The organism is Pantoea sp. A4 (assembly GCF_000295955.2).
GTDB lineage: Bacteria > Pseudomonadota > Gammaproteobacteria > Enterobacterales > Enterobacteriaceae > Pantoea > Pantoea multigeneris.
Genome location: NZ_ALXE01000039.1, coordinates 78,876 through 102,786 on the forward strand (window position 1 = coordinate 78,876; position 23,911 = coordinate 102,786).

At 53.5% G+C, this 23,911-nt stretch carries 23 protein-coding genes; 10 read left to right on the forward strand and 13 right to left on the reverse strand.

Annotated elements, in window-relative coordinates:
- The gene (locus tag B880_RS0117130) at positions 1-753 is read right to left on the reverse strand and encodes an alpha/beta hydrolase (protein WP_017348676.1); all 753 of its coding nucleotides are present in this window, start codon (positions 751-753) and stop codon (positions 1-3) included.
- 148 nt (positions 754-901) lie between these two features.
- Positions 902-1,315, reverse strand: coding sequence for an NUDIX hydrolase (locus tag B880_RS0117135; RefSeq protein WP_017348677.1), 414 nt, complete (start codon positions 1,313-1,315; stop codon positions 902-904).
- Between the two features lie 251 nt (positions 1,316-1,566).
- Between B880_RS0117135 and B880_RS0117140 the strand changes: the two genes are divergently transcribed.
- Positions 1,567-2,472 (forward strand): LysR family transcriptional regulator, encoded by a 906-nt coding sequence (locus tag B880_RS0117140; protein WP_017348678.1) that lies wholly within the window; start codon positions 1,567-1,569, stop codon positions 2,470-2,472.
- 37 nt (positions 2,473-2,509) lie between these two features.
- Here B880_RS0117140 and B880_RS27125 read toward each other — a convergent pair whose 3' ends face one another.
- The 3 genes from B880_RS27125 to B880_RS0117155 form a co-directional block, all read right to left on the reverse strand.
- Entirely contained in the window at positions 2,510-2,818 is a 309-nt protein-coding gene (locus B880_RS27125) for a hypothetical protein (RefSeq protein ID WP_237761023.1), read from the reverse strand.
- A 263-nt stretch (positions 2,819-3,081) separates the two neighbouring features.
- A complete protein-coding gene (locus tag B880_RS27130) occupies positions 3,082-3,558 on the reverse strand; it encodes an Abi family protein (RefSeq protein WP_237761024.1) in 477 nt (158 codons plus the stop codon).
- A gap of 623 nt (positions 3,559-4,181) precedes the next feature.
- Positions 4,182-4,826: a hypothetical protein gene (locus tag B880_RS0117155; protein WP_017348680.1), complete on the reverse strand. Its 645-nt coding sequence runs from the start codon at positions 4,824-4,826 to the stop codon at positions 4,182-4,184.
- A gap of 174 nt (positions 4,827-5,000) precedes the next feature.
- Here B880_RS0117155 and B880_RS0117160 point away from each other — a divergent pair, with 174 nt between their 5' ends.
- Positions 5,001-5,696, forward strand: a complete 696-nt coding sequence (locus tag B880_RS0117160) for an aspartate/glutamate racemase (RefSeq protein WP_017348681.1) — start codon at positions 5,001-5,003, stop codon at positions 5,694-5,696.
- Positions 5,697-5,734: 38 nt separating this feature from the next.
- Here the strand turns inward: B880_RS0117160 and B880_RS0117165 are convergent, their stop codons facing one another.
- From B880_RS0117165 to B880_RS0117190, 6 genes are read right to left on the reverse strand one after another with little or no spacing between them, the layout of a single operon-like run.
- Positions 5,735-7,132 carry an amino acid permease gene (locus B880_RS0117165; protein WP_237761025.1) on the reverse strand — a complete coding sequence of 466 codons (1,398 nt, stop codon included), beginning with the start codon at positions 7,130-7,132 and terminating at the stop codon, positions 5,735-5,737.
- Positions 7,133-7,181: 49 nt separating this feature from the next.
- Positions 7,182-8,195 carry a succinylglutamate desuccinylase gene (astE, locus tag B880_RS0117170; RefSeq protein ID WP_017348683.1) on the reverse strand — a complete coding sequence of 338 codons (1,014 nt, stop codon included), beginning with the start codon at positions 8,193-8,195 and terminating at the stop codon, positions 7,182-7,184.
- Positions 8,179-9,522: an N-succinylarginine dihydrolase gene (gene astB, locus B880_RS0117175; RefSeq protein ID WP_017348684.1), complete on the reverse strand. Its 1,344-nt coding sequence runs from the start codon at positions 9,520-9,522 to the stop codon at positions 8,179-8,181. The genes astE and astB overlap by 17 nt, the downstream gene beginning before the upstream one ends.
- 22 nt (positions 9,523-9,544) lie before the next feature.
- Positions 9,545-11,011 carry a succinylglutamate-semialdehyde dehydrogenase gene (astD, locus tag B880_RS0117180; RefSeq protein WP_017348685.1) on the reverse strand — a complete coding sequence of 489 codons (1,467 nt, stop codon included), beginning with the start codon at positions 11,009-11,011 and terminating at the stop codon, positions 9,545-9,547.
- The gene (gene astA, locus B880_RS0117185) at positions 11,008-12,033 is read right to left on the reverse strand and encodes an arginine N-succinyltransferase (protein ID WP_017348686.1); all 1,026 of its coding nucleotides are present in this window, start codon (positions 12,031-12,033) and stop codon (positions 11,008-11,010) included. Before astA ends, astD begins: the two co-directional genes overlap by 4 nt.
- Before the next feature lie 17 nt (positions 12,034-12,050).
- Positions 12,051-13,256 carry a bifunctional succinylornithine transaminase/acetylornithine transaminase gene (locus B880_RS0117190; RefSeq protein WP_017348687.1) on the reverse strand — a complete coding sequence of 402 codons (1,206 nt, stop codon included), beginning with the start codon at positions 13,254-13,256 and terminating at the stop codon, positions 12,051-12,053.
- 533 nt (positions 13,257-13,789) lie between these two features.
- Between B880_RS0117190 and B880_RS0117195 the strand changes: the two genes are divergently transcribed.
- The 3 genes from B880_RS0117195 (at position 13,790) to map (ending at position 16,198) form a co-directional block, all read left to right on the forward strand.
- A complete protein-coding gene (locus B880_RS0117195) occupies positions 13,790-15,064 on the forward strand; it encodes a Glu/Leu/Phe/Val family dehydrogenase (RefSeq protein ID WP_017348688.1) in 1,275 nt (424 codons plus the stop codon).
- Between the two features lie 112 nt (positions 15,065-15,176).
- Complete coding sequence (locus B880_RS0117200) at positions 15,177-15,416, forward strand: ParD-like family protein (protein WP_017348689.1); 240 nt, start codon at positions 15,177-15,179, stop codon at positions 15,414-15,416.
- On the forward strand, positions 15,413-16,198 hold the full coding sequence (gene map, locus B880_RS0117205) for a type I methionyl aminopeptidase (protein ID WP_017348690.1): 786 nt from the start codon (positions 15,413-15,415) through the stop codon (positions 16,196-16,198). Before B880_RS0117200 ends, map begins: the two co-directional genes overlap by 4 nt.
- Before the next feature lie 37 nt (positions 16,199-16,235).
- Here map and B880_RS0117210 read toward each other — a convergent pair whose 3' ends face one another.
- On the reverse strand, positions 16,236-17,297 hold the full coding sequence (locus B880_RS0117210) for a diguanylate cyclase (protein WP_017348691.1): 1,062 nt from the start codon (positions 17,295-17,297) through the stop codon (positions 16,236-16,238).
- Between the two features lie 333 nt (positions 17,298-17,630).
- On the opposite strand from B880_RS0117210, the gene B880_RS0117215 reads away from it, so the two are divergent.
- Genes B880_RS0117215 through B880_RS0117235 form a run of 5 tightly spaced genes read left to right on the forward strand, consistent with a single transcriptional unit; the run spans position 17,631 to position 23,380 of the window.
- Entirely contained in the window at positions 17,631-18,536 is a 906-nt protein-coding gene (locus B880_RS0117215) for a polyprenyl synthetase family protein (RefSeq protein ID WP_017348692.1), read from the forward strand.
- Positions 18,533-19,804 carry a glycosyltransferase gene (locus tag B880_RS0117220; RefSeq protein ID WP_017348693.1) on the forward strand — a complete coding sequence of 424 codons (1,272 nt, stop codon included), beginning with the start codon at positions 18,533-18,535 and terminating at the stop codon, positions 19,802-19,804. Before B880_RS0117215 ends, B880_RS0117220 begins: the two co-directional genes overlap by 4 nt.
- The gene (gene crtY, locus B880_RS0117225) at positions 19,801-20,967 is read left to right on the forward strand and encodes a lycopene beta-cyclase CrtY (RefSeq protein ID WP_017348694.1); all 1,167 of its coding nucleotides are present in this window, start codon (positions 19,801-19,803) and stop codon (positions 20,965-20,967) included. The genes B880_RS0117220 and crtY overlap by 4 nt, the downstream gene beginning before the upstream one ends.
- Entirely contained in the window at positions 20,964-22,442 is a 1,479-nt protein-coding gene (locus B880_RS0117230; RefSeq protein ID WP_017348695.1) for a phytoene desaturase, read from the forward strand. The genes crtY and B880_RS0117230 overlap by 4 nt, the downstream gene beginning before the upstream one ends.
- Complete coding sequence (locus B880_RS0117235; RefSeq protein WP_017348696.1) at positions 22,439-23,380, forward strand: phytoene/squalene synthase family protein; 942 nt, start codon at positions 22,439-22,441, stop codon at positions 23,378-23,380. The genes B880_RS0117230 and B880_RS0117235 overlap by 4 nt, the downstream gene beginning before the upstream one ends.
- A 3-nt stretch (positions 23,381-23,383) precedes the next feature.
- On the opposite strand, the gene B880_RS0117240 is transcribed toward B880_RS0117235, so the two are convergent.
- On the reverse strand, positions 23,384-23,866 hold the full coding sequence (locus B880_RS0117240; RefSeq protein WP_017348697.1) for a sterol desaturase family protein: 483 nt from the start codon (positions 23,864-23,866) through the stop codon (positions 23,384-23,386).
- Positions 23,867-23,911 lie beyond the last annotated feature (45 nt).

Genomic DNA, 23,911 nt, shown 5'->3' on the forward strand with positions numbered 1-23,911 from the left:
TCAAGGTAAGGCGTGTTGTGCCGCTTGTTCAATAAGTGCTGCCACCTCACGCGGATGGGACTCATACACTGAGTGGCTGGCACCACTGATTTCCACAGTATGGCTGTGCGCGCGTTTTGCGTACATCCGCTCCAGATCAGGATTAATGATTTTGTCTGCCTTCGCTACCATGTACCAGCTCGGTTTGGTTTTCCATGCCGGGTCAGGAATATTGGCCGTAAAGACGCTCGCCGAAGTGGGCATTTGCGCGTGCGCTTCAAAATCAGCCTGAGCGGCAGGTAAATCTGCGGCAAAATCAGCGTGATAATTCTCCGGCGCAATGGTCAGGAAGCCGTCGGGAGATTTCGCAAACGGGTGCGCACTGTTGGGGTATTTTTTACCGTTGATCGCTTCGGTTTCCCCCTGATCCAGCGCATGTGCGGCGATGTACACCAGTCCGGCAACGTGAGAGTCATTACCCGCCTCGGTGATAATAGCACCGCCGTAACTGTGGCCGACCAGGATGGCCAGGCCATTCTGTTGATCGAGGATACGTTTGGTTGCCGTCACATCTTCAGCGAAGCTGGTCAGCGGTTCCTGCACCAGCGTCACGTGGTAACCGTCATGCGTCAGGCGATCGTACACCGGACGCCAGCCCGCTCCGCCAACAAATGCGCCGTGCACCAGCACGATATTTTTAACGGGTTGCGCCTGGGCAACGCCCATCAATCCCAGCAACAGACCAGCGGCCGCAGCGATACGTGAATATTTCATGATCTACTCCTCATTGGTTGGATGTGATGAGGATAGGCGCGCGCCACTGACAGCGGCATGAGGCAGTTATGACAAAAGAATGACAGAGGTCCAGGAAGGGAATGGTCAAGGCATCAGCTTTTCGTGTTGTTGATGCCTGCGATGATCATTACTGAGTGAGCTGTGGGATCAGCGGCAGTAAATGATTTTCGGTTAAGGGTGCCAGCGGAACCTGACGACCGTCGTCTGCCGGATACCACATGACTTCGGCTATTTCAGCGGCGGGAACAAAATCTTTTTTATCCGTCCGCAGATGATAGATCTCCGCGATCACCTCGCAGCCCGGCTCATTAATGGCGCTGTCGCTGAATTTCCCCAGGTAGAACAGGTCATCGGAGGTGATGCTCACCGCCAACTCCTCAGCTAACTCACGCACCAGCGCGGCGGTAGCGGTTTCGCCTGTGTCTATCTTCCCGCCCGGCTGCATAAAGTGCGTGGTGTTCTGTTTTCTCACCAGCAAGCAACGCCCTGCTGTATCGGTAATAATCGCCGCCGCTATATGAATCTGTTTGTCTGCGCTCATGTTTTCCTCAACCTTAGATCATCATCTGCCTTGCCTGGCACCGGGAGCAGTATACGTCTCTCACTGCGGCCAGAGAATAATTGACAGTATCCGCCAACTTTAGCGGTTGTTGGATCGAATTCAGAAGATTCCTTGAGCGTAGGTTTTAGCAGGAATCGGGGGATTATCCCGCTGAGAACCGAGGAACTGGGACCGCCAATCTGCTATGCTTTCCGCCATCGCATATCGCTTTCCCATCACCAGGCAACTACATGCAACTCGATGATTTAAAAATCTTTCTCAGCGTGATCCGCGCAGGCAGTTTTACCGATGCAGCCGAACAACTGATGCTGTCAAAGCAGTATGTCAGCCGTCGTATGGCGGCACTGGAAGAGACGTTAGGCGCACAGTTGCTGCTACGTAATACGCGAAAGCTTTCTGTCACCGAGGCTGGCCATCGTTTTAGTCAGCATGCACAGCGGATTCTGGATGATGTAATTGAAGCACAGCAAGACATGTCCTCAGACCAGCAGGCATTGCAGGGGATATTTAAGATCAGCCTGCCTATGTCGTTTGGTATGAGCCATCTTTCTCCGCTGCTGGCCGAATTCCTTGCGATGCATCCTGCACTGCAATTCCAGGTAGAGCTGGCCGATCGCTATGTTGATATGGTGGGCGAGGGTTTTGATATTGCGATACGCATCGGCACCCTCCCCGACTCTTCTCTGATGGCCCGTCGTTTTGGCGAGCTGAAGCGTCTGATCTGCGCCAGCCCTGATTACCTGCTGCGCACTGGCACGCCGCAAATGCCTGAAGAATTGCGCCAGCACGCCTGCCTGCGCTTTGGCCGCGAAGGCATAAACGGTTGGGAACTGCGCCACAACGGCAGCACAAAGCTGTTTGATGTGAGCGGCCCGATGGTGAGTAACAACGGTGAAGTGCTGCGTGATGCTGCCGTGGCCGGCTTGGGGCTGGTGTTGCTGCCTGATTTTATCGTCGCCGAGGCGTTACAGGAACGCAAACTGGTACAAGTGCTGAGTGGATTTGAACCCGCACCGCTGAACCTGACGGCAGTTTTCCCTCAGCACCGGCAGCGCAGTAAATTTACCCGCCTGTTTCTTGATTTCCTGCAACAAAAGCTCAGCCAACGCTTTAACGGCGGCGGGCCACGGCTTTAATGGTGGCTAATAGTATGAGATGATTAATAACATTTAATTAAAGCTTCACAATATTCCTTGCATTAGGATATTTTGCGGAGCTTGCTTCTGGTGTGAATCGAACCTTATCATTAAGGGAAAAAACATTGATTCCTCCCAGCATAGCCTTATCTTCTCCATGAAAAACCTCCTGATTTTTTTCACTCTTAATCAACACTTTGGCAGCAGTGATATTTATTATTTCCCCCGTGTGTTCAGGGTTAAGTTTAATCCCTTTCGACCAATTTGTCCTCACTTGCAGAGTGGGAATTCCTACAGGCAGCTGTTTATTCTTCCAGAGAGAATGTAAGGAGCAAAGTTCAGACATTCGCGCATTACTCTCAATTATGTCAAGTAACTTTAGATTAGAGGGATTTATCCAATAGATCACTTTTAGGCATCTATCATAATGTTCAATAACTTTGTTTATTACATCCTCAACCTAGTATGCTTTTTTATTGCGCAACAAAGGTTCATGATGAGAAAGCCTGTTTCTTATCTTATTGATATCTTTAAGTTCATTCCCTATGCTATTTATTGACAATGGAGATACTGAGATAGAATCTACCGCATTCGGAAAGACTCGGTGCCTTAAATGTGGCCATAATGTAAGGTAAGATTTTTTTGTACATCAAAATCTTTTTGTACCATAGAGACCCAAAAACCCAAGGTTAACTTGGATATAAAATTTTCTTGATTTAAAGGTTTTCTTTCATAATTAAGTTGTTTTTCCGCTGTTTGGATATTACTCCATGCAATGAAGTTATTATGCCTTGTAAACTTATTAACAAACCAGAGCTTATCAATTCTTCCTTTTTCTTTCTCCCAATCTTGCGGCTGGAAATTCAGCTCAACTTGCTCTTCTTCATGTGCTATCCAGGACTGATAGATAGCGTTACGAAGCGAAATTTCAATGACTTGAAGTGCAGGTAGAAAAGCACTCGCAAGCTGCTTATTCCACAGATAGATGCCAAGGCATTGTTCTGGAGAAGCGCCGCCCAAGATAGGTAGCTGGTATGTTGCGAACCTGGCTGTTGAGAGGGACTCTGTGATAGCTTTAATTGTCATTGTTCTTATCCATAAGGTTTCATAGATTCAGTATACCTTCCATGAACTTAGACAAAAACGCCAAATTTGTGATCGGCACGTGACTATCTTCGTGACAGATTGAGGTTGACATGCTGAATCCAGGCAACCATAATTCGTTCCCAGAGGAAACTCTATATATGTAAGCGCCCGCCCCTACTCAACGATGGTCGGAACGCGAATAATTTTTCAATGAAGGCTTCCTAATGGAAGCCTTTTTTGATCGTGTTGCATAAAAGAGTATGTTCACTTAACGATATCAGGGTAAGTTGCGTCTAGCTTAACATTTAAACGTCCAGTTTCTGCCGCCTACGAATCTTGTACACCATAAGCAATCTGGAACTTATGTTACTTTTCAACATAAAGATAAGGTCATCGCCCCGGCCAAAAATGGCCTGTTTTCCCTCCCCACGCTTCCTTCCAGACGACCTTTTTGTGTAAAATCTTACCAACTGCACCTTCGCCTCTTTTTTCTCCAGATTTCTCCGGCAAAGATGAAGATTTGCATCATCGGTTTTGGCGCTATGCCATTTAGCGAGAATGGCTGTCTCTCGACCATAAAATCTGAATGAGAGACAGCGCACCTGTGCAGCCTCAGCTCATCCTCAAGACAGCGGGTTGCCTGAAATATCACTAAAGGTGCCGTTGGTGAACATACGATTGATATCATTGCTTTCATCAGTAATGCCCATCATCGCGTCCACCTTCGCCAACAGCGTATCCGCCGCGCGAGAGGTATAATTCACGTCAATATCGTTCATTTCTATAAACGTCTTGATCGGTTGATGCACATCGCGGCTTACCGTGAAACGATAATTGACGATATAGATGGCATCATCGGTGTAGGCCTCGCCCTGAGTCGCATAGCGGGTGATGAGCCGAACCGGGATGCTGGCATGGAAGGTGCCCGTCAGGCGGTTACCGCGGAACAGCTCATACAAACGTGCCTTTATCGCTTCATCGGGAACGTAAATGGCATGGGCATCCATATAGGTTTCGCTGGTGCCAATTTTTTTCGGATAGACCATCGTCATCGACAAGATATGCTTGTCGTCACCCAATGGCCGCAGCTGTACCCCACCCTTCAGGCTACGTGCGTAATCACTGTAAACAATGACTTTTTCATTGTTGCCATACAGTGCTTTTAAAGTGATTTGATTATTCCATGAGACCAGCAATGCCAGCAGAGAAAGTATCAACGCCATGAATTCGAGTGGCTTGCGTTTTAGTCGTGCGATCATTTTGTTCATTTAGCCGTCATTGCGCCCTGCAAAGGCTTGAAGTGTGCTCTGTTTCCGGGCCAGCCCGGTAAAACCGTGGCTCATTGTATACGGCTTTTCGCCTCGCTGTAATCTCCCCATGAGGCGATTAATAGTGATAGTCTGACCCCTATTCTGTCTGTCCTGTTTTGTAAGGAAAATTTAATGAAAACGCTAGGGCTGTTAGCAGGTATGAGCTGGGAATCCACGATCCCCTATTATCGACTGATTAACGAAGGGATAAAACAGCGCTTAGGTGGACTGCACTCCGCACAACTCTTGATGCACAGCGTGGATTTCCACCAGATTGAAGCCTGTCAGGCCAGCGGTGAATGGCATAAGGCCGGTGAGATACTGGCACAGGCGGCGCGCGGCTTGCAGCAGGCGGGAGCCGAGGGCATGGTGCTCTGTACGAATACCATGCATAAGGTCGCCCACCAGATTGAGCAAGCCATTGATGTGCCCTTTATTCATATTGCTGATGCCACGGGCGACGCACTTCAGGCGGCGAGCATGAACCGTGTTGCGCTGCTCGGTACGGCGTATACCATGGAACAGGATTTTTATCGGGGCAGGCTGGAACAAAATTATGCCATTGAGACGCTGGTCCCTGATGCAGTGGCACGTAAAAACATCAATCGCATCATTTTCGAAGAACTTTGTCTCGGCAGTTTTACCCCATCCTCACGGGATTACTACCTTCAGGTGATCGAGCAGCTAAAACAGCAAGGCGCGCAGGGCGTGATATTTGGCTGTACTGAAATTGGGCTGCTGGTGCCAGAAGAAGAGAGCGCCCTGCCGGTATTTGATACCGCGCGCATTCATGCAGAACGGGCAGTGGAATTTATGCTCGCGCAGTAAAGAAAATCAGGCGATGTAGTGACATCGCCTGACTGGATTTAAACGCTGACTTTGTCCGCCTCTTCAGGCTGCTCGCGCTTCTCCTTGATCTTCCAGAAGACCCACAGCGCAATAAACCACAGCGGCGAGGCCTCAAGTGCCATCAGTGTGTCCGGGTCAAATACCATGATCACCACCGAGAAGATGAAGAAAATCAGTGTGGCCCAGGTCATCACAACACCACCGGGCATTTTGAACTTCGACTTCTCATGCAGATCCGGGCGCTGCTTGCGGTATACCAGATAGGCCACCAGAATCATCCCCCAGCTGTAGATCACCAGAATGGCCGCCAGGGTTGAAACAATGGTGAACAGCGTGGTGACGTTTGGCACCAGGAACAGCAGCAGCGTCCCACTCAGCATACAGAAGCAGGAAAACAGCAGACTGCGCACCGGAATACGGGTCGTGCGCGAGAGAATGCGGAACTGCCAGTGCGCATGTTTCTCTACCGACAAACCGTACAACATGCGTGTGCTGGAGTAGACACCGCTGTTAGCAGAAGACATTGCTGAGGTTAACGCCACAAAGTTAATGATGGCCGCTGCCGCTGGCAAACCGGCTTTAGCAAACAGCGTCACAAACGGGCTGGAATCGGGTGATACTCCCTGCCACGAAGTCACGGCGATAATCACAATCATCGACAGCATATAGAAGATGACGATACGCAGCGGCAGAGAGTTCACGGCGCGTGGCAGGATCTTCTCTGGATCGCGGGTCTCCGCCGTCATCGTTCCCAACAGCTCAATCCCGGTGTAAGAGAAAATAGCGATCTGGAAGCCCGCGAGGAAGCCAGTGAAACCATGCGGCATAAACACGGCCGGATCGGTCAGATTATCCACTGAAGCTTTCACGCCATCCGGCGAGGTCCAGCCGGTGAACACCATCCAGCCGCCGGTCAGGATCAGTGCCACAATCGTGACCACTTTAATCAATGCAAACCAGAACTCCGCCTCACCAAAGGCTTTCACCGACATCAGGTTAAACAGACAGAGTATGCCCAGCGTAAACAACGCCGGTATCCACGCCGACATATGCGGGAACCAGTACTGCATATAGGCTCCGCATACCACCACATCGGCAATACAGGTGACAACCCAACTGAGCCAGTAGGACCAGCCAAGATAGAAACTGGCCTTGGGGCCAAGATATTCACTGACAAAATCAGCAAACGAGCGGTAATCCAGCCGGGTAAGTAGCAGCTCACCCATTGCTCGCATCACCATATAGCTAAAAAAGCCCACCAGCACATAAATGATTAATATCGAGGTACCCGCTACCGCGATGTTACGACCCGCACCCATAAACAGGCCGGTGCCAATCGATCCCCCCAGGGCGATCATCTGAATATGGCGTTCACTAAGGCCCCGTTGGAGTTTATCCGGGGCGTCAGCCGCCAGGGCAGGCTGAACCTGCCCTTGAGTCGATTTGTCAGTCACGACGATTCCTTCAGTCTGGCAAAGAAAGGCATGGCGAAGCAGGCTGTAACAGCATTCCAGCCCTCAGGCCAAGCGCCACACCCGCGTTGGGGAACAGAATGTACGGGGCTTTAGCACTGACTGTCCAGTGCTTGCCCGGCTGACTGGCGATCTCATAACCAACGTCCAGCTCGGTGAAATTTTCCGCCTGTGGATCGAGGTTAAGCGTAAAACGCGCATCGCTTTTAATGATGCTCTCCGCGACCGAGAAGTAACGCACGGGCGCTTTATCGCGGGTGGGCAGTGCTTCCCCGGCAATCAATGCGCGCAGTGCCGCTTCTGTGGTGGCAAACTGAGTGAGATCATTTTGTCCGAACGGCAGCGCTTTACCCAGCTCCAGCGTACAACTCTGCGCACCGAACGCATCGCTGGTAAAGTTGCTAAACGTACCGCCAGGCGCGGTGTGTTGCACCACCGCATCGAGGCCACAGGCTTCCTGTAATGCAAAGAAACTGGGGTGATAAGCGTGACGATGGAACGGGATCAGTGAAAACTGTGCAAAGCGCGAGCCGCGAATCGCGGTGTGCAAATCGAGATGTAATCGATTGCTCTGCGACTGTGAAGCCGTGCTGGCAAAGAAGTCAGCCACCACCTGCTCCAACTGTGCAGCACGGCGACTCTCATTTCCCGGTTTCGCCTGTGCATGCCGACCGCCAAACAGGCGGTTCATGTCATTGTGCAGATAACGTTTATTCGCACGCATCGACGGGAGATTGCCGAACACCACCAGGATAGCCTGACGCAGCGGCTGTTTGCCGCTGCTGATATCGGCCAGAATGCGCAGTAGCATTTCAATCGGTGCCGTTTCGTTACCGTGAATACCGGCAGAAATCACCGTGGCTTGCTGCCAGGGCTCTGCGGGAATCAACTGCAACACCCCTTCCGCCAGCCATGTGCCTTTCACGTCCGCCGGAAAAGGCAGCGACGCCAGCTTGCACGCCAGCAATGCCTCAACGAGTTCGTCTTCTTTAGCGCTGGAAGTCATAGATAGCACCCAATTGCAGGATCTGTGTCAGTTCATCCAGCGCTTGCCAGACTTCACGCGGCAGCTGCGGATCGGCCAAATCACTGGCGTGCAGACGATCGCGATAGTGTTTTTCCACCCACTGAGTCAGCTGCTGGTAACGCGGTTCCGTCATCAGGCTGCCCTGATTGACTGCGGCCCGTTCCTGTTCATTCAACACGACGCGCAAACGCAGGCAGGCTGGACCGCCGCCGTTGCGCATACTTTCACGCAGATCAAACAGGGCAATTTCATTGACGGGAGAACCGGATGCGTTGGTCATCCCGGTCAGATAGCGCCAGACATTGTCGCGCTGACGGCACTCTTCTGGCACCACAATCACCATACTGCCATCCGGCTTGCTGAGCAGCTGGCTGTTAAACAGGTAGCTGGCAACGGCATCCTCGACACTGACCTGATCCTGCGGCACCTCGATATTGACAAAGGGAACGTCAAGTAAGGCACTTTTTTCACGCAGGGTGTTCAGCAGAACGGACTGATCAAGGAATGCCTGCTGATGGTGGAACAGGACCTGTTTATTACTGACCGCGATCACGTCGTTATGGAACACGCCGCTGTCAATCACCGCCGGATTTTGCTGTGCGAACACGGTAAATTCCGGGTTGAGCTGATGCAGTCGCGCAATCGCTTCGCTGGCTTCACGGGTCTGACGCGCGGGATAACGCTGCGGTGCTGGCCCGCCACCAAACGCCTTACGACCGTAAATAAACAGTTGAATGCCCTGGCTGGCGTAGTCATTGCAGAAACGATTGTGGTTGGCGGCCCCTTCATCGCCAAAATCACTTTGCGCTGGCAGCGCCGCGTGATGGGCAAAATGCGCTTCATCACGGAAAGTAGCGCGCAAAATCGCCGAGGTCGTCGGGATTTCCATTGCACGGTGTAGTTTGTTGTTCAGGTTCGCAACCGTAAAGTGTACCTTGCCGTCCGCGCTGTCCGCAGAGGGCGAAACCGTCGCTGCGTTTGCGGTCCACATAGATGAAGCCGAGCTCATGGCCGACAGCAGGTGCGGAGAGGTCTGCGCTGCCTGCTGTAAAACGTGCTCATCGCTGCCGCTGAAACCTAAACCCCGTAACGCCGCCAGGTTCGGGCGCGGCTGTGGAGGGAGAATGCCCTGGACGAAGCCCCGATCGGCCAGGGCTTTCATTTTCGCCAGCCCTTGCAGTGCCGCTTTACGTGGGTTTGATAACCCATCGCGGTTCAGCTGTGAGGCTTCATTACCGGTCGACAGACCGGCGTAATGGTGAGTCGGTCCCACCAGTCCGTCAAAATTTACTTCAAAACCAGACATAATTTCCTCGCATCACGGCGATTTAGAACGGTAAACCCGGCGAGCGCGCAGCAGGCAGGCTAAGAGTGTCACTGGTCAGTGAGGCCATCGGCCATGCGCAGTAGTCCGCAGCATAATAGGCAGAAGCGCGATGATTACCCGACGCCCCGACGCCACCAAACGGCGCATTGCTGGAGGCGCCGGTTAACGGTTTATTCCAGTTAACAATTCCGGCGCGGGCTTCATCGGTCAAACGCGCAAACAGCGCTGCGTCTTCGGCAATCAGCCCCACCGCCAGCCCATAGCGGGTATGATTAGCAATGCGCAGAGCCTCATCAAAGCTGTCATAGCGGATAACACTTAACAGCGGTCCAAAATACTCTTCATCCGGCAGCTCGAGTCCGGTGGTTTCAATAATTCCCGGCGTTAACAGGGTTGACGTCACATCCGGCTGCGTCAGCGTCAGCAAGCTTTTTGCCCCTAATGCCAACAGATTTTCCTGTGCCTGTAACATGGCACTGGCAGCCTGAAGCGAGATCACGCCGCCCATAAAGGGCTGTGGCTCTGCGTCCCAGCGGCCAACAACAATGTTGCGGCTGGCTTCAACCAGACGCGCAATAAGTGCGTCTCCTGCGGCTCCGCGCTTCACCAACAGACGACGCGCACAGGTACAACGCTGCCCGGCTGAAATGAACGCTGATTGAATGATCAGATGGACTGCCGCATCCAGATCGCTGTAGCTCTCTGCAATCAGGGCGTTATTGCCACCCATCTCCAGTGCGAGGATTTTTTCTGGCTGTCCGGCTAGCACCCGGTGGAAGTGGAACCCAGCCGCAGCACTACCCGTAAACAGCACGCCATCGATTTCACGGTTTTCCAGCAGCGCCGCGCCTGTTTCTCGTCCACCTTGCACCAGGTTGAGCACACCTTCCGGCAAGCCCGCCTGCTGCCAGAGTTTAAGCGTCAGTTCAGCGGTGGCTGGCGTCAGTTCACTGGGCTTAAACACCAGCGTATTACCGGCAATCAGAGCCGGGATAATGTGTCCGTTTGGCAGGTGGCCTGGGAAGTTATAGGGACCAAAGACCGCCATCACCCCGTGTGGCTTATGCTGCAACAGCGCTTTACCGTCCGCCATCGTGGTTTCTGTCGTCCCGGTACGTCGATGGTAAGCGTCCTGAGAAATCGTGGCTTTGCCGATCATCGCCTGCACTTCAGTGCGCGTTTCCCACAGCGGCTTGCTGGTTTCCTGGGCGATCACTGTAGCCAGCGCCTCTTTGTGTTCTGCCAACAGGGCAGCAAAGCGCTCAATGACGGCAATCCGATCGGCAACGGCTAAATGCGACCAGCTGTAAAAGGCTTTGCGGGCAGCTTCAGTGGCAGCCGCCACGTCTGCGGCACTGGCACTGTTGGCCTGCCAGATGATTTGCTGATCGAGTGGAGAAAACTTAGTCAGGCGCGGGCCGTTACCCGTCAGCCATTGACCGGCAATAAAATGGGCAGCATGACTCATGTCGCGCTCTCCTCAGGTTGAAGTGTGACCAGCCTGACAGGGTCATTGGCACTGACCTGCAAAGCATCGAGTTGGGTTTGATCCAGACCGGGCATCGTGCCCTGCTCATCCGGCACAACCAGGATGGCACGAAAATGTTCGAACTGGGTGTTAGCCACCAGTGTTGGCACCGCAGGCAGTGAGAAGTTGGCATCAAGCGCAACCCGACGGCTGTCACGAATGGCGCGAATCTGATCGGTTTCTGCCTCCAGTACCGGGCCTGCATCAAAGATGTCGACCGAGCCACGGTAGCTGAAACCCTCTTTTTCCAGAATGGCGCGAGCAGGAGCCGTGCGCGGATGCACTTTCCCGATCACCGCCTGCGCATCTTCAGGGAGCAGCGAGACGTAGATCGGGTAGGAAGGCATCAGTTCGGCAATAAAGGTTTTTGCGCCGCTGCCGGTCAGACGATCGGCATCCACAAACGGTATATCGAAGAAGTGGTGGCCCAGCGCATCCCAGAATGGCGACTTTCCGTCGTCTCCCAGTACGCCGCGCATCTCCGCAAACAGGTGCGCGGAAAACAGCTCGCGGAAAGTGGCAATAAACAGGAAACGCGCCTTGGAAAGAAAAAGCCCGTTGCGGTTCTTCTGGTATTCCGGATCGAGGAACAGCGTACAGAGTTCACTGTGACCGGTGTGATCGTAGCTGATGGTCAGCAGCTCAAGATTTTTGTAGATCCCTAATTCGCGCGAAGCCCGCACCGAGCGCTGAATGCGAAAATTATAAAAGGGTTCATTGAGGCCCACAGCCACTTCAATGGCGCTGATCCCCACCACCTGGGCCGTTTCGGGATCTTCCAGTACAAACAAGAAGCCCTGCTGACTGCGTGGTAAGCGACCGGCAAAGGTATCAACGCTGCGCTGGATGCGCGCCTGCAAGCGTTGCTCGTCGTGGGGTAACGAGGTCATTCCCACACCGGCACGCCCTGCCAGCCGCATGACGGCGGGCAGATCGCTTTCACAAACGGGACGAAAAAGCATCATAGACTCCTCCGCGATTAACCCAGGATACGTACAACAGCACGTTCCAGTCGCACAAAGGCTTCTTCAATATCTTCCAGCGGAATGTTCAACGCCGGCGCAAAACGCAACACGTCCGGGCCCGCAATCAGGGCAATTAATCCCTCTTCGGCCGCGAGATTGGTCAGCGTTTTCGCTTTGCCACGCAGGGGCTCCGCCAGTTCAGCGCCGATTAACAATCCTTTACCGCGAATTGCCGTAAACAGACCGTGCTGCGCATTGAGCGCCTCCAGTCGGGCGACAATCAGCTGATGACGCTCGGCCACACCGCCCAGTAACGTTTCATCCAGCTGATCCAGTACGCTGTTCGCCACGGTAGCCGCCAGCGGGTTGCCGCCAAAGGTGGTGCCATGTGTACCCGGCTGGAAGACCTGCGCCCAGGCTTCTTTCGCCAGCATGGCACCAATCGGGAATCCACCGCCCAAACCTTTTGCGCTGGTGAGCAGGTCAGGCACTACCCCATAGTGTTGATAGGCATAGAGCGTACCAAGACGACCCGCACCGGTTTGAACTTCATCAAAAATCAGCGTCGCATTGTGCTTATCACACAGCTCGCGCAGCCCTTGCAGGAAGGCCGGATCGGCAGGCAGAACGCCGCCCTCGCCAATCACGGGCTCAACAATCACCGCGCAGGTCCGGTCAGAAATCTGGGCCGCAACCGCGTTAAGATCATTATAGGGGAGATGGGTAATATCCTGTGGCAGCGGTGCAAAGTCAGCAGAATATTTTGGTTGGCCACCCACAGTGACGGTAAAAAGCGTACGGCCATGGAAGGCATTTTTGAAGGCAATGATTTCGCTTTTATCCGCACCAAAACGATCGCGTGCATATTTGCGCGCCAGTTTTAACGCCGCTTCATTCGCTTCTGCACCGGAATTACAGAAAAATACTTTGTCAGCGAAGGTCGCGTTCACGAGTTTTTGTGCCAGCATCAGCACCGGTTCGTTAGTGAAACCGTTAGCCATGTGCCATAGCTTATCGATCTGCTCCTTCAGAGCCTGCGCCAGCACTGGGTTGCTATGCCCCAGGGAATTAACCGCGATGCCTCCTGCCAGGTCAATGTACTCCTTACCCTGTTGATCCCAGACGCGTGATCCTGCGGCTTTAACGGGAATAAAAGGTGCCGGCGAATAGCAGGGAACCATATATTTATCAAAGTATTCGCGATTAACATTGCCTGACATAGCATTTCTCCTGAAACTTTTTTTAACTGTGACGATGCCTGCCCGCAAGCATCAATAACATAAGAAAAACTTTTACCCTTTCGGATAACGCAATAATTTAACGTGCCCCTTTTACGTGTTAACAGGGACATCCTTTTAAAGAGATGTGAATAAAAAAAGCAATTTTGACTTAATTCATCGGTGAAAAATCCCGTTTAGTTTTCCTCATAGTGGTTCTGCACATTAGCAAAGTCAATATGCAAAAACACCTGTTTATTCACTTCATGACAACCTTCAAAGATCTGAAAAATCAGAAAAAAATTCTTACTTATGCACTTTAGTGAATAAAATGTGCATATAAATTCACTCATAGAGCGCCATTTTTATGCTTATTTATTCATTTAAAAATGCGGGTTTGGTCGCGAAAAAGAAAAAATGGGCGATCACAATAAACACCTTTTATTGCAAAAGTGTTAAATTTAACAGCGCATAGTGCATTCCATTATGTTTCCACGGATTTTCAATATAAATAACTCTGATCAAACAGGCTTTTTATGGAAAAGTTATCTTACGCTTCAGAAAGCAGTACATCTCCCTGGACTACCTACCTACGCCAAATCGATCGCGTTGCACCTTATCTCGGCGAACTGTCACGCTGGATTGAAACGCTGCGTCATCCTAAACGCGCATTGATTGTCGATATTCCCGTGCAAATGGATGACGGTACTATCCGTCACTTTGAGGGGTATCGCGTACAACACAATCTCTCTCGCGGTCCGGGTAAAGGGGGGGTGCGCTATCATCCGGATGTGGATCTGAACGAAGTGATGGCCCTCTCCGCGTGGATGACTATCAAATGTGCTGCCGTCAATCTGCCGTATGGTGGTGCGAAAGGCGGTATTCGCGTTGATCCTTTCTCGCTTTCAGAGGGTGAACTGGAGCGTCTGACGCGTCGTTACACCAGTGAGATCGGCGTAATTATTGGACCGCAAAAAGATATCCCGGCCCCGGATGTCGGCACCAACGGCAAAGTCATGGCATGGATGATGGACACCTACTCCATGAACCAGGGCACCACCATTACTGGCGTTGTCACCGGCAAACCGATTCACCTTGGCGGTTCCCTCGGACGTGAAAAAGCAACCGGTCGTGGCGTCTTTGTCACCGGTCGGGAAGTGGCTAACCGCGCGAATATCACCATTGAAGGTGCGCGTGTGGCGTTGCAGGGCTTTGGTAATGTGGGCAGTGAAGCTGCGCGCCTGTTCGCTGAAGCGGGTGCCCGCGTGGTGGTGATTCAGGATCATACTGCCACCCTGTTCAACGATGCAGGGATTGATATGGCTGCCCTGAGCGCATGGCAGGCGGAGCACAAACAAATTGCGGGCTTCCCTGGCGCGCAGGAGATCGATAAAGCCCAATTCTGGACCACCCAGATGGACATTCTGATCCCGGCGGCACTGGAAGGCCAGATCACCCGCGAACGTGCTGCCACCATTACCGCCAAACTGGTGTTGGAAGGGGCGAACGGCCCGACCTTCCCGGAAGCAGACGACGTGCTAGCGGAACGCGGTGTGCTGGTCGTGCCCGATGTGGTGTGTAACGCGGGTGGCGTCACCGTCAGCTACTTTGAGTGGGTGCAGGACATGGCGAGCTTCTTCTGGAGCGAAGAGGAGATCAACGCCCGTATGGACCGCATCATGACCGAAGCGATGGTGCATGTCTGGGAGAAAGCCGCTGAGAAATCCTGCTCTCTGCGCACCGCCGCCTACATTGTGGCCTGTGAGCGCATTCTGCTGGCGCGTAAAGATCGCGGCATCTACCCTGGCTAAACGCGATTTTCGCGGCTGTTAGTCTCCTGAACCGGAAGTGCTCCACCACTTCCGGTTTTCTTTTGCCTGTGGCAATATATAAAACATATACGTTTTATATAACAGGTGCTTTATGGGTATCGTAAAAATCTCTGACCTGATGCATGAAAATCTGCGCATAGCGAGCCAGGCGATGAGCCGTTCGGTAAACGCACAGGCGGAGCACTGGATGAAGCTCGGCATGCTCGCGGAGTTAAATCCGCAACTGAGCCAGCATCAGTTGGCACAAGCGCTGGTTCGTCTGGAGCTCGAAGGTAGCGCCGATATCCGTCAGGTACTGCAAACCGTAACGCAACAGGAAACCCGTGGATGAGTACAGTAAAATTACACACTGCTGAAGAGATTGAACTGGCGCGCGCCGCAGGACATGCCGCCGCGCAGGTACTGGCGATGATCACTCCCCACGTTCAGCCCGGTGTCACCACCGAATATCTGGATCAGCTGTGCCATGACTTTATTGTGAATGAGCTGAAAGTCGTCCCTGCCAATATTGGTTACCACGGTTATCAGCACACCAGCTGTACTTCGGTCAATCACGTGGTGTGCCACGGCATTCCGGCGGATAAAAAACTGAAAGCAGGCGATATCGTTAATGTCGATGTGGCGATCATCAAAGATGGCTGGTACGGCGATACCAGCCGCATGTATTTCGTCGGCGAACCTTCTGTACGCGCGAAACGTCTGGTCGAGATTACCTATCAGTCAATGGTCGCGGGTATTCATACCGTTCGTCCTGGCGCCACGCTGGGTGATGTCGGTGCAGCGATCCAGAAAGTGGCAGAAGGTGCCGGTTTCTCTGTAGTGCGCGAATATTGCGGCCACGGTGTCGGTCAGGTTTACCATGATGCCCCGCAGGTGTTGCATTACGGTCAGCCTGGCACCGGAATGAAACTGGAGCCGGGGATGATCTTTACCATTGAACCGATGATTAATGCCGGTAAAGCAGGTACCAGTCTGCTGTCAGATGGCTGGACAGTGGTCACCAAAGATCGCTCGCTATCTGCTCAGTGGGAACATACCGTGGCGGTAACAGAAACCGGTTTTGATTTGTTAACGCCATGGCCAGACGGCACTGGTAGCTACAGCGCGATTTAAGCATAAAAAAACAGGGCCGCTTTGGCTCTGTTTCTCGCTACATCTTTCCCCACAGCCTGATGCCGTTGCGCCCTGCCCGTTTCACCTCATACAGTGCGTCATCAGCGTGACGTAACCACTCTGACAGCGATGCGGCACTTTGCGCCGGCGCGATACCAATGCTGACCGTACAGTAAAAGTCTGTTGATGCGGGCAGACGTAACTCATTGATGCGTTTACTCAGCGTTTGCGCCAGCAGTGAAATGGTCACTTCATTGGCATCACGCACTATCACCACCAACTCATCACCGCCAAAACGCGCCGGGATATCTTCCATGCCGACCTGATTGCGCAACAGTGCAGAAATCTCAGATAACAAAAAGTCGCCCGCTTCATGGCCAAACGTGTCGTTAACTCGCTTGAAGTGATCGACATCGATCATCATCAGCCAGGCGGCAGTTTCACCACGCCGGGTCCGGAGGTATTCACTCTCCAGTCGGCGTTCAAACAGACGTCGGTTCGGGATCTGTAGCCCGGGGTCCATCAGCGCAATACGTTCCAGCTCGCGATTTTTTTTGCGTAGATTCAGCGTCAGGTTATAGGACACCACGCTTAAAACCAGCATATAAAAGGTCGCCAGTGGCAGCGTCAGCCAAACGGTGCGTGCGCTAAAACCCAGATGGATCGGCATCCCTTCCACTAACCACATCAGCACGAAGGCGAGCAGAAACGCCTGCATGGCGGCTATCAGCTGCGTCATCCCACCTGCGGCATAACGATCGGCGACTAACACCGCAATGATCACCAGAGAAGGCACCGGGCTTATCGCCATCACCGCCACCCACAGTCCACCAAATGCGGCATCCAGTGTCAGATTCAGTTTTTCACGGCCCGTTGGGTCGCGTGAGCGAAGCGCCATGCGGTAGGCCAGCCACGGCCAGACCCAGGCATTAATAAATAAAAGTGCGCACAGTGCCCTGCTCTGTCCGGCTTCGAGTAACACAGAGAGGATCGGGAGAAAGCACAGGAACGTGCCTAACTGGCGCATGACAAACATTCGTCGCACAAAGCGCGTGGAACGTAATTTTAACTGGCTCTCATCAGGTAAGTAGTAGTTCATCAATAAATATAATTATTCGGTCATAGTTGGAGTTTATCGGGAATCGTTCTTGTTCGGCGCGATTTTTTGCAAATTTCTATGTGTTGCACAAATTCAGCGTCGGTAAGCACGCAAATATTGATGAATCATCCCCGCCTAAGCCACTTTGCTGGCGTTTTGCCAAACCTCAGCCATGCTTAGAGTAACGGTCAACAGACCGACTATAACGAAAGCATGACTCACCGCCTGGCGGTATTTTCGGGACAATCATGAATGACAGTGACTTCTCCGCTTTGTCAGCTTACCTAATCGGGCTGACAAGTTAAGCCCATGCTGATAAATAAGGACAGCCGAATGACCACCTGCGTGATTCCTTCCTTGCAATCCTTTGTGACCCGGCTCTCGCCGCGTCAGGAAATTGAACGTCGTCTGGCCCAACTGTTGCCAGAAAGGGGCGATCAGGATCTGGTGAACCAGGCCATGCGTGAAGGCACGCTGGCCCCCGGTAAGCGTATACGCCCGCTATTGCTGATGATGATTGCAGAAGATCTCGGATGCAGTGCCAGCCATAAAGGCTTAACTGACCTCGCCTGTGCGGTTGAAATGGTGCACGCCGCTTCATTAATGCTGGATGATATGCCTTGTATGGATAACGCCGAATTACGGCGCGGACGTCCCACTATTCATCGGCAATTTGGCGAGAGCGTGGCCATCCTTGCGGCCATTGCCCTGCTGAGTAAAGCGTTTGCCGTGGTCGCCGCCGCGGAGGGATTAGCGCTGCGCGTGCGTAACCAGGCTGTTGCGGAACTGGCCGATGCGGTTGGAATTCAGGGGCTGGTGCGTGGTCAATTTCAGGACCTGGCAGACAGCCACCAGCAGCGTAGCCCCGAAGCCATTTTGCTGACCAACGAATTTAAAACCAGCATGTTGTTTGGCGCCTCGATGAAAATGGCAGCCATTGCGGCGGGCGTTTCCAGTGACATTCACCACAGCCTCCATCACTTCGCACTGGAGCTGGGGCAAGCCTTTCAATTGCTGGATGATCTGTGTGACGGACACAGCGATACCGGTAAAGACAGCCATCAGGATATCGGCAAATCAACCCTGGTGAATCTCCTTGGGGCGCAGGAAGTCAAACAGCGTCTGGGCTACCACTTGCTGCGTGCGGACCAACATCTTGCCGCCGCTTGTGGTGACAAGATGCGCACCCGCCAGTTTGTAAATAGCTGGTTCGAACAGAAGCTCGCGGCGGTGGCATGAGTCATTTTGCGGTGATCGCACCGCCTTTTTATAGCCACTTCCGTGCCATGCAAGCGCTTGCCTTGCAGTTAGTGGCGCGCGGGCATCGCATCACCTTCGTGCAGCAACCGGACGCCGCGATCCTGCTGAACGATCGCCAGTGCGGCTTTTGCTCCACTGCGGCCGACCGTTATCCGCCGGGTTCGCTGCACAAGTTGATCCAACTCGCCGGTCATGCATCCGGTCTTGGGCTGTTCCGACTGATTAATGCCTTGTCCAGTCTGACCGAAAATCTTTGCCGCGCGCTCCCCACCACGCTAAATCAGCTGGCGGTGGATGGCGTGATTGCCGACCAAATGGAACCCGCAGGGGGACTGGTGTCAGAAGCGCTTGGCCTCCCGTTTATTTCCGTTGCCTGTGCTTTGCCGGTTAATCGGGAAAACGGTATTCCCCTGCCAGTGATGCCGTGGACGTATGGCCAGGCTCCCTCAGAGATACAGCGTTGTCACGCCAGTGAAAATACCTATGACTGGCTGATGTCACGCCATGCCGAGGTGATTCAACGTTATGCCCACTATTTCGGCCTCCCTGCGCGTCGCTATGCGCACGAATGTTTGTCGGAACTGGCGCAAATCAGCCAGCTGCCGCTGGCACTCGACTTTCCCCGCAAGCAACTGCCTCCCTGCTTCCATGCGGTAGGGCCGTTACGCACAGTGACAGAAGCCCCCGCGCCTGTGCCGATTGCCGAGAGATCGCCACGCGTGTTTGCCTCGTTAGGCACGTTGCAAGGCCACCGTTTACCCCTGTTTAAAACCTTTATACGTGCCTGCCAACAACGCAAAATTCCCCTGACGATTGCCCACTGTGGTGGCCTGACGCCACGCCAGTGTGCTGAATTAAGCGGATTTCCTGATGTGGAAGTGACTGATTTTGCGCAACAGGAGCGCGCTTTGCAGTCCGCCAGCGTGGTGATTAGCCACGGTGGGTTAAATACCATGATTGATGCGGTACAACAGCAAACGCCGTTACTGATTGTCCCACTGGCTTTTGATCAACCCGGCGTGGCGGCCCGAGTGACCTGGCATGGCATTGGACATCGCCTGTCACGTTTTGCCAAAGCCGACGCCCTTGGTGAACGGTTAGAACAATTGATCGGCGACGAAGCCGTTCACCATAACCTTGCGCGTTTACGCCCAGCGCTGCTCGCGGGTGGAGGTGCGACACGTGCCGCAGCCATTGCTGAACAAGCCCTGCTTTCTCGTCATCGCATCACTGCTGAGGTCGGATGAACAGACCTGATTTCGATATTATTCTGGTGGGTGGAGGCCTGGCGAATGGCCTGATCGCCTGGCGTTTACAGCAACAACGTCCAGGCCTGCGCGTACTGTTAATTGAGCAAGCCGCGCAGATTGCCGGTAATCATACCTGGAGCTTCCACCATCACGACCTGACGCCCGAGCAGCATCACTGGATCGCCCCACTGATCAGCCACCACTGGCCACATTATGATGTCCGCTTCGAGGCCTGGACCCGCCGCCTTGACAGCGGTTATTACAGCATCAGCGCCGATCATTTTGCCCGGCAGGTCAGCCAGCTTGAAGGTCTGCAATGTTTTCTTCAGGCTCACGTCACTCAGGTGCAACCCAATGAGGTTAGGCTGGATGATGGAATGGTGTTACACGCCCGCGCAGTGATTGATGGACGAGGCTTTTCGCCCGATAGCGCGTTAAAAACCGGCTATCAACTGTTTGTGGGCCAGGAGTGGACGTTACAGCAAGCGCACCGCCTGACCGGACCGATACTGATGGATGCGACCGTGGCGCAGCAGGGGGGCTATCGTTTTGTCTACACTTTGCCACTGTCATCGCACCGTCTGCTGATCGAAGATACCCACTATCGTGATGGCGGGACATTGGACACCGATCAGGCAAAACGCAATATTCAGACGTATGCCACGGCACAGGGTTGGCAACTTGCGTCACTGGAACGTGAAGAACAGGGTGCCTTGCCAATCACGCTGGATGGGGATTTTGAGGCTTTCTGGCATGCGCGGCGCGAGCAACCATGCAGCGGATTACAGGCAGGTTTGTTCCACGCAACCACCGGTTATTCATTACCTCAGGCGGTAGCGCTGGCCGATCTCATCGCTCTGACACAGCCGGAAGCCACCGCCATGTATGCCGCTATTTATCAGTTCGCTCGCCACCAGTGGCGCAGGCAGCGTTTTTTCCGTGCGTTGAATCGAATGCTGTTTCTCGCAGCACCGGCCGATCAGCGCTGGCAGGTCATGGCGCGTTTTTACCGTTTAAACGCACCGCTGATCCAACGATTTTACGCCGGAGAGTTAACCTTCAGGGACAAAGTTCGCCTGCTGGCCGGAAAACCCCCGGTGCCAGTGCTGGCCGCAGCTCAAGCCCTTTTCAAACCCGATTACCCGCAAGGAGTGAGATGAAATCAGCCATTGTTATAGGCGCAGGATTTGGTGGACTGGCCCTGGCAATTCGCCTCCAGGCTGCGGGCATTGCGACTCAGTTGTTCGAACAGCGGGATAAACCCGGTGGTCGAGCCTATGTCTATCAGGATCAAGGCTTTACCTTTGATGCTGGGCCAACAGTCATTACCGATCCCACCGCCATTGAAGCCCTCTTTACCCTTGCCGGTAAGCGGATGGCGGATTACGTCGAGTTATTGCCGGTGAAACCGTTTTATCGCCTGTGCTGGGAAGATGGCCAGCACTTTAGCTACGACAATAATCAGCCACTGCTCGAACAGCAAATTGCCCGCATCAATCCGGCAGACGTCGAGGGATATCAACGCTTTCTCGCCTATTCACGAGCCGTATTTGCCGAAGGTTATCAGAAACTGGGTCATGTACCGTTCCTGTCATGGCAGGATATGGCCCGCGCCGCGCCGCAGTTGATGAAGCTTCAGGCCTGGCGCAGCGTGTGGGATAAGGTGGCGAGTTTTATTCAGGATGACCATCTACGCCAGGCTTTTTCGTTTCACACCCTGCTGGTCGGCGGAAACCCGTTTACCACCTCGTCTATTTATAGCCTGATTCACGCGCTGGAACGTGAATGGGGAGTCTGGTTTCCTCGCGGCGGCACCGGCGCACTGATTGCAGCCTTAACCAAACTGTTTCGCGATATCGGCGGCGAGATAATTTTAAATGCCGAGGTTGAACAACTCACCACCGAAGGCAACCGGTTAAGGGGGGTTATCTTGCGCGATGGCCGCCAGTTTAGCGCACAGGCAGTCGCTTCCAATGCAGATGTGGTGCATACCTATTCTAAACTGCTACGAGCGCATCCCCGTGGTCAGCGGCAGGGCCATAAGCTGGCGCACAAGAGCATGAGTAACTCGCTCTTTGTCCTCTATTTTGGTCTGAACCAGCCGCACCCCCAGTTGGCCCACCACACGGTATGCTTTGGACCGCGCTATCGCGAATTGATCCATGAGATCTTTAACAGCGATCAACTGGCGCAAGACTTCTCGCTTTATCTGCATGCGCCTTGTGTGACTGACCCTTCCCTCGCCCCGCCTGGCTGTGCCAGTTTTTATGTGCTGGCACCCGTGCCGCATTTAGGCACCGCCGATATTGACTGGTCAACCGAGGGGCCAAAATTGCGCGATCGCATCTTTGCCTATCTCGAAGAGCACTACATGCCAGGCCTGCGCGAACAGCTAGTTACGCAGCGTATATTTACCCCGTTTGACTTCCGCGACACCCTGCATGCGTGGCATGGCTCAGCGTTTTCCCTTGAGCCGGTGTTGACGCAAAGTGCGTGGTTCCGCCCACACAATCGCGACAGTCAGTTAAAAAACCTTTATCTGGTCGGTGCCGGAACCCATCCCGGCGCCGGTATTCCCGGTGTGCTGGGCTCTGCCCGCGCGACGGCCACGCTGATGCTGGAGGACCTTCGATGAGTGAAACGTTATATGACCATGCTGCAGTCACCATGGCCGCGGGTTCGAAAAGTTTCTCCGCTGCCGCCAGGCTGTTTGATCCCGCCACCCGGCGGAGTGTGCTGATGTTGTATAGCTGGTGTCGTTTCTGTGATGACGTGATTGACGATCAGTGGCTGGGGTTCACGGCCCCGACGCCGAGCCAGATCGGGGCCGATCAACGTCTGGCACAGTTACATACCCTGACACGCGAGGCATGGGAAGGTAAAACCATGCAGGAACCGGCCTTTGCAGCGTTGCAAGAGGTGGTTCAGCGTCATAATCTTTCACGTCAGTATGCCCTTGAACACCTTGAGGGATTCGCCATGGACGTACGTGAAACCCGCTATTTCACCTTTGAGGATACGCTGCGCTACTGCTATCACGTGGCGGGGGTGGTGGGTTTGATGATGGCACAAATTATGGGTGTGACGGATGCCAAAGTCCTTGGGCACGCGCGCGATTTGGGCATTGCTTTTCAGCTCACCAATATCGCCCGGGATGTGATTGAAGACGCCAGCAATGGTCGTTGCTACCTGCCGGACAGCTGGATCGCGGAAGCCGGATTAACGCGGGAAAACTACGCGGAAGAAGCCCATCGCATGGTGTTGGCAGTACTGGCAAAACGGCTGGTGACGGAGGCAGAGCCTTACTACGCCTCCGCGCAACAAGGTTTGCCTGCCCTGCCCTGGCGCAGTGCCTGGGCTATCGCGACCGCTTCTGGCGTCTACCGTGCCATTGGCATCAAGGTGGTACAACGCAGTAGTCATGCGTGGGATCAGCGCATCTCCACCAGTAACGCAGAAAAAGTCGGGCTATTGATAAAAGGATTGTGGGTGGCTTTGCAGTCCCGCAGTCACAAATCTGCCGATCACAGTGAACGGTTACTGGCAAAAAGCAGTTCTCTCCCGCCGAAGTAGAGGCTAGGTTTTCCTTTTCTTGCTCGTCGACTCACGTAGCTGCCGCTGTAATTTTTCCAGCGGCGGCGCATAAATAAAGCCGAATGACACACAGCCCTTCCGCCCGCGCACAGCATGGTGCATACGGTGAGCCATGTAGAGGCGGCGGAAATAACCGCGTCGCGGAATATATTTAAACGGCCAACGCTGATGCACCAGCCCGTCATGCATAATGAAATAGAGCAGCCCGTAGGCCGTCATGCCTGCGCCTATCCACTGTAGCGGCCACATTCCCTGCGCACCAAACCAAATCAGCGCTATCGCCAGCAGGGCAAACACCACGGCATACAGATCGTTAATTTCAAACCAGCCACTGTGGGGTTCATGATGCGAGCGATGCCAGCCCCAACCCCAGCCATGCATAATGTATTTATGCGATAGCGCCGCCACAATTTCCATTAACACCACGGTCAATAAGACAATCCCACCGTTGACCAGCCATTGCATAGGGCGCTCCTGTTTTCCCGACAGACACCTGATCATAGCAGTCTG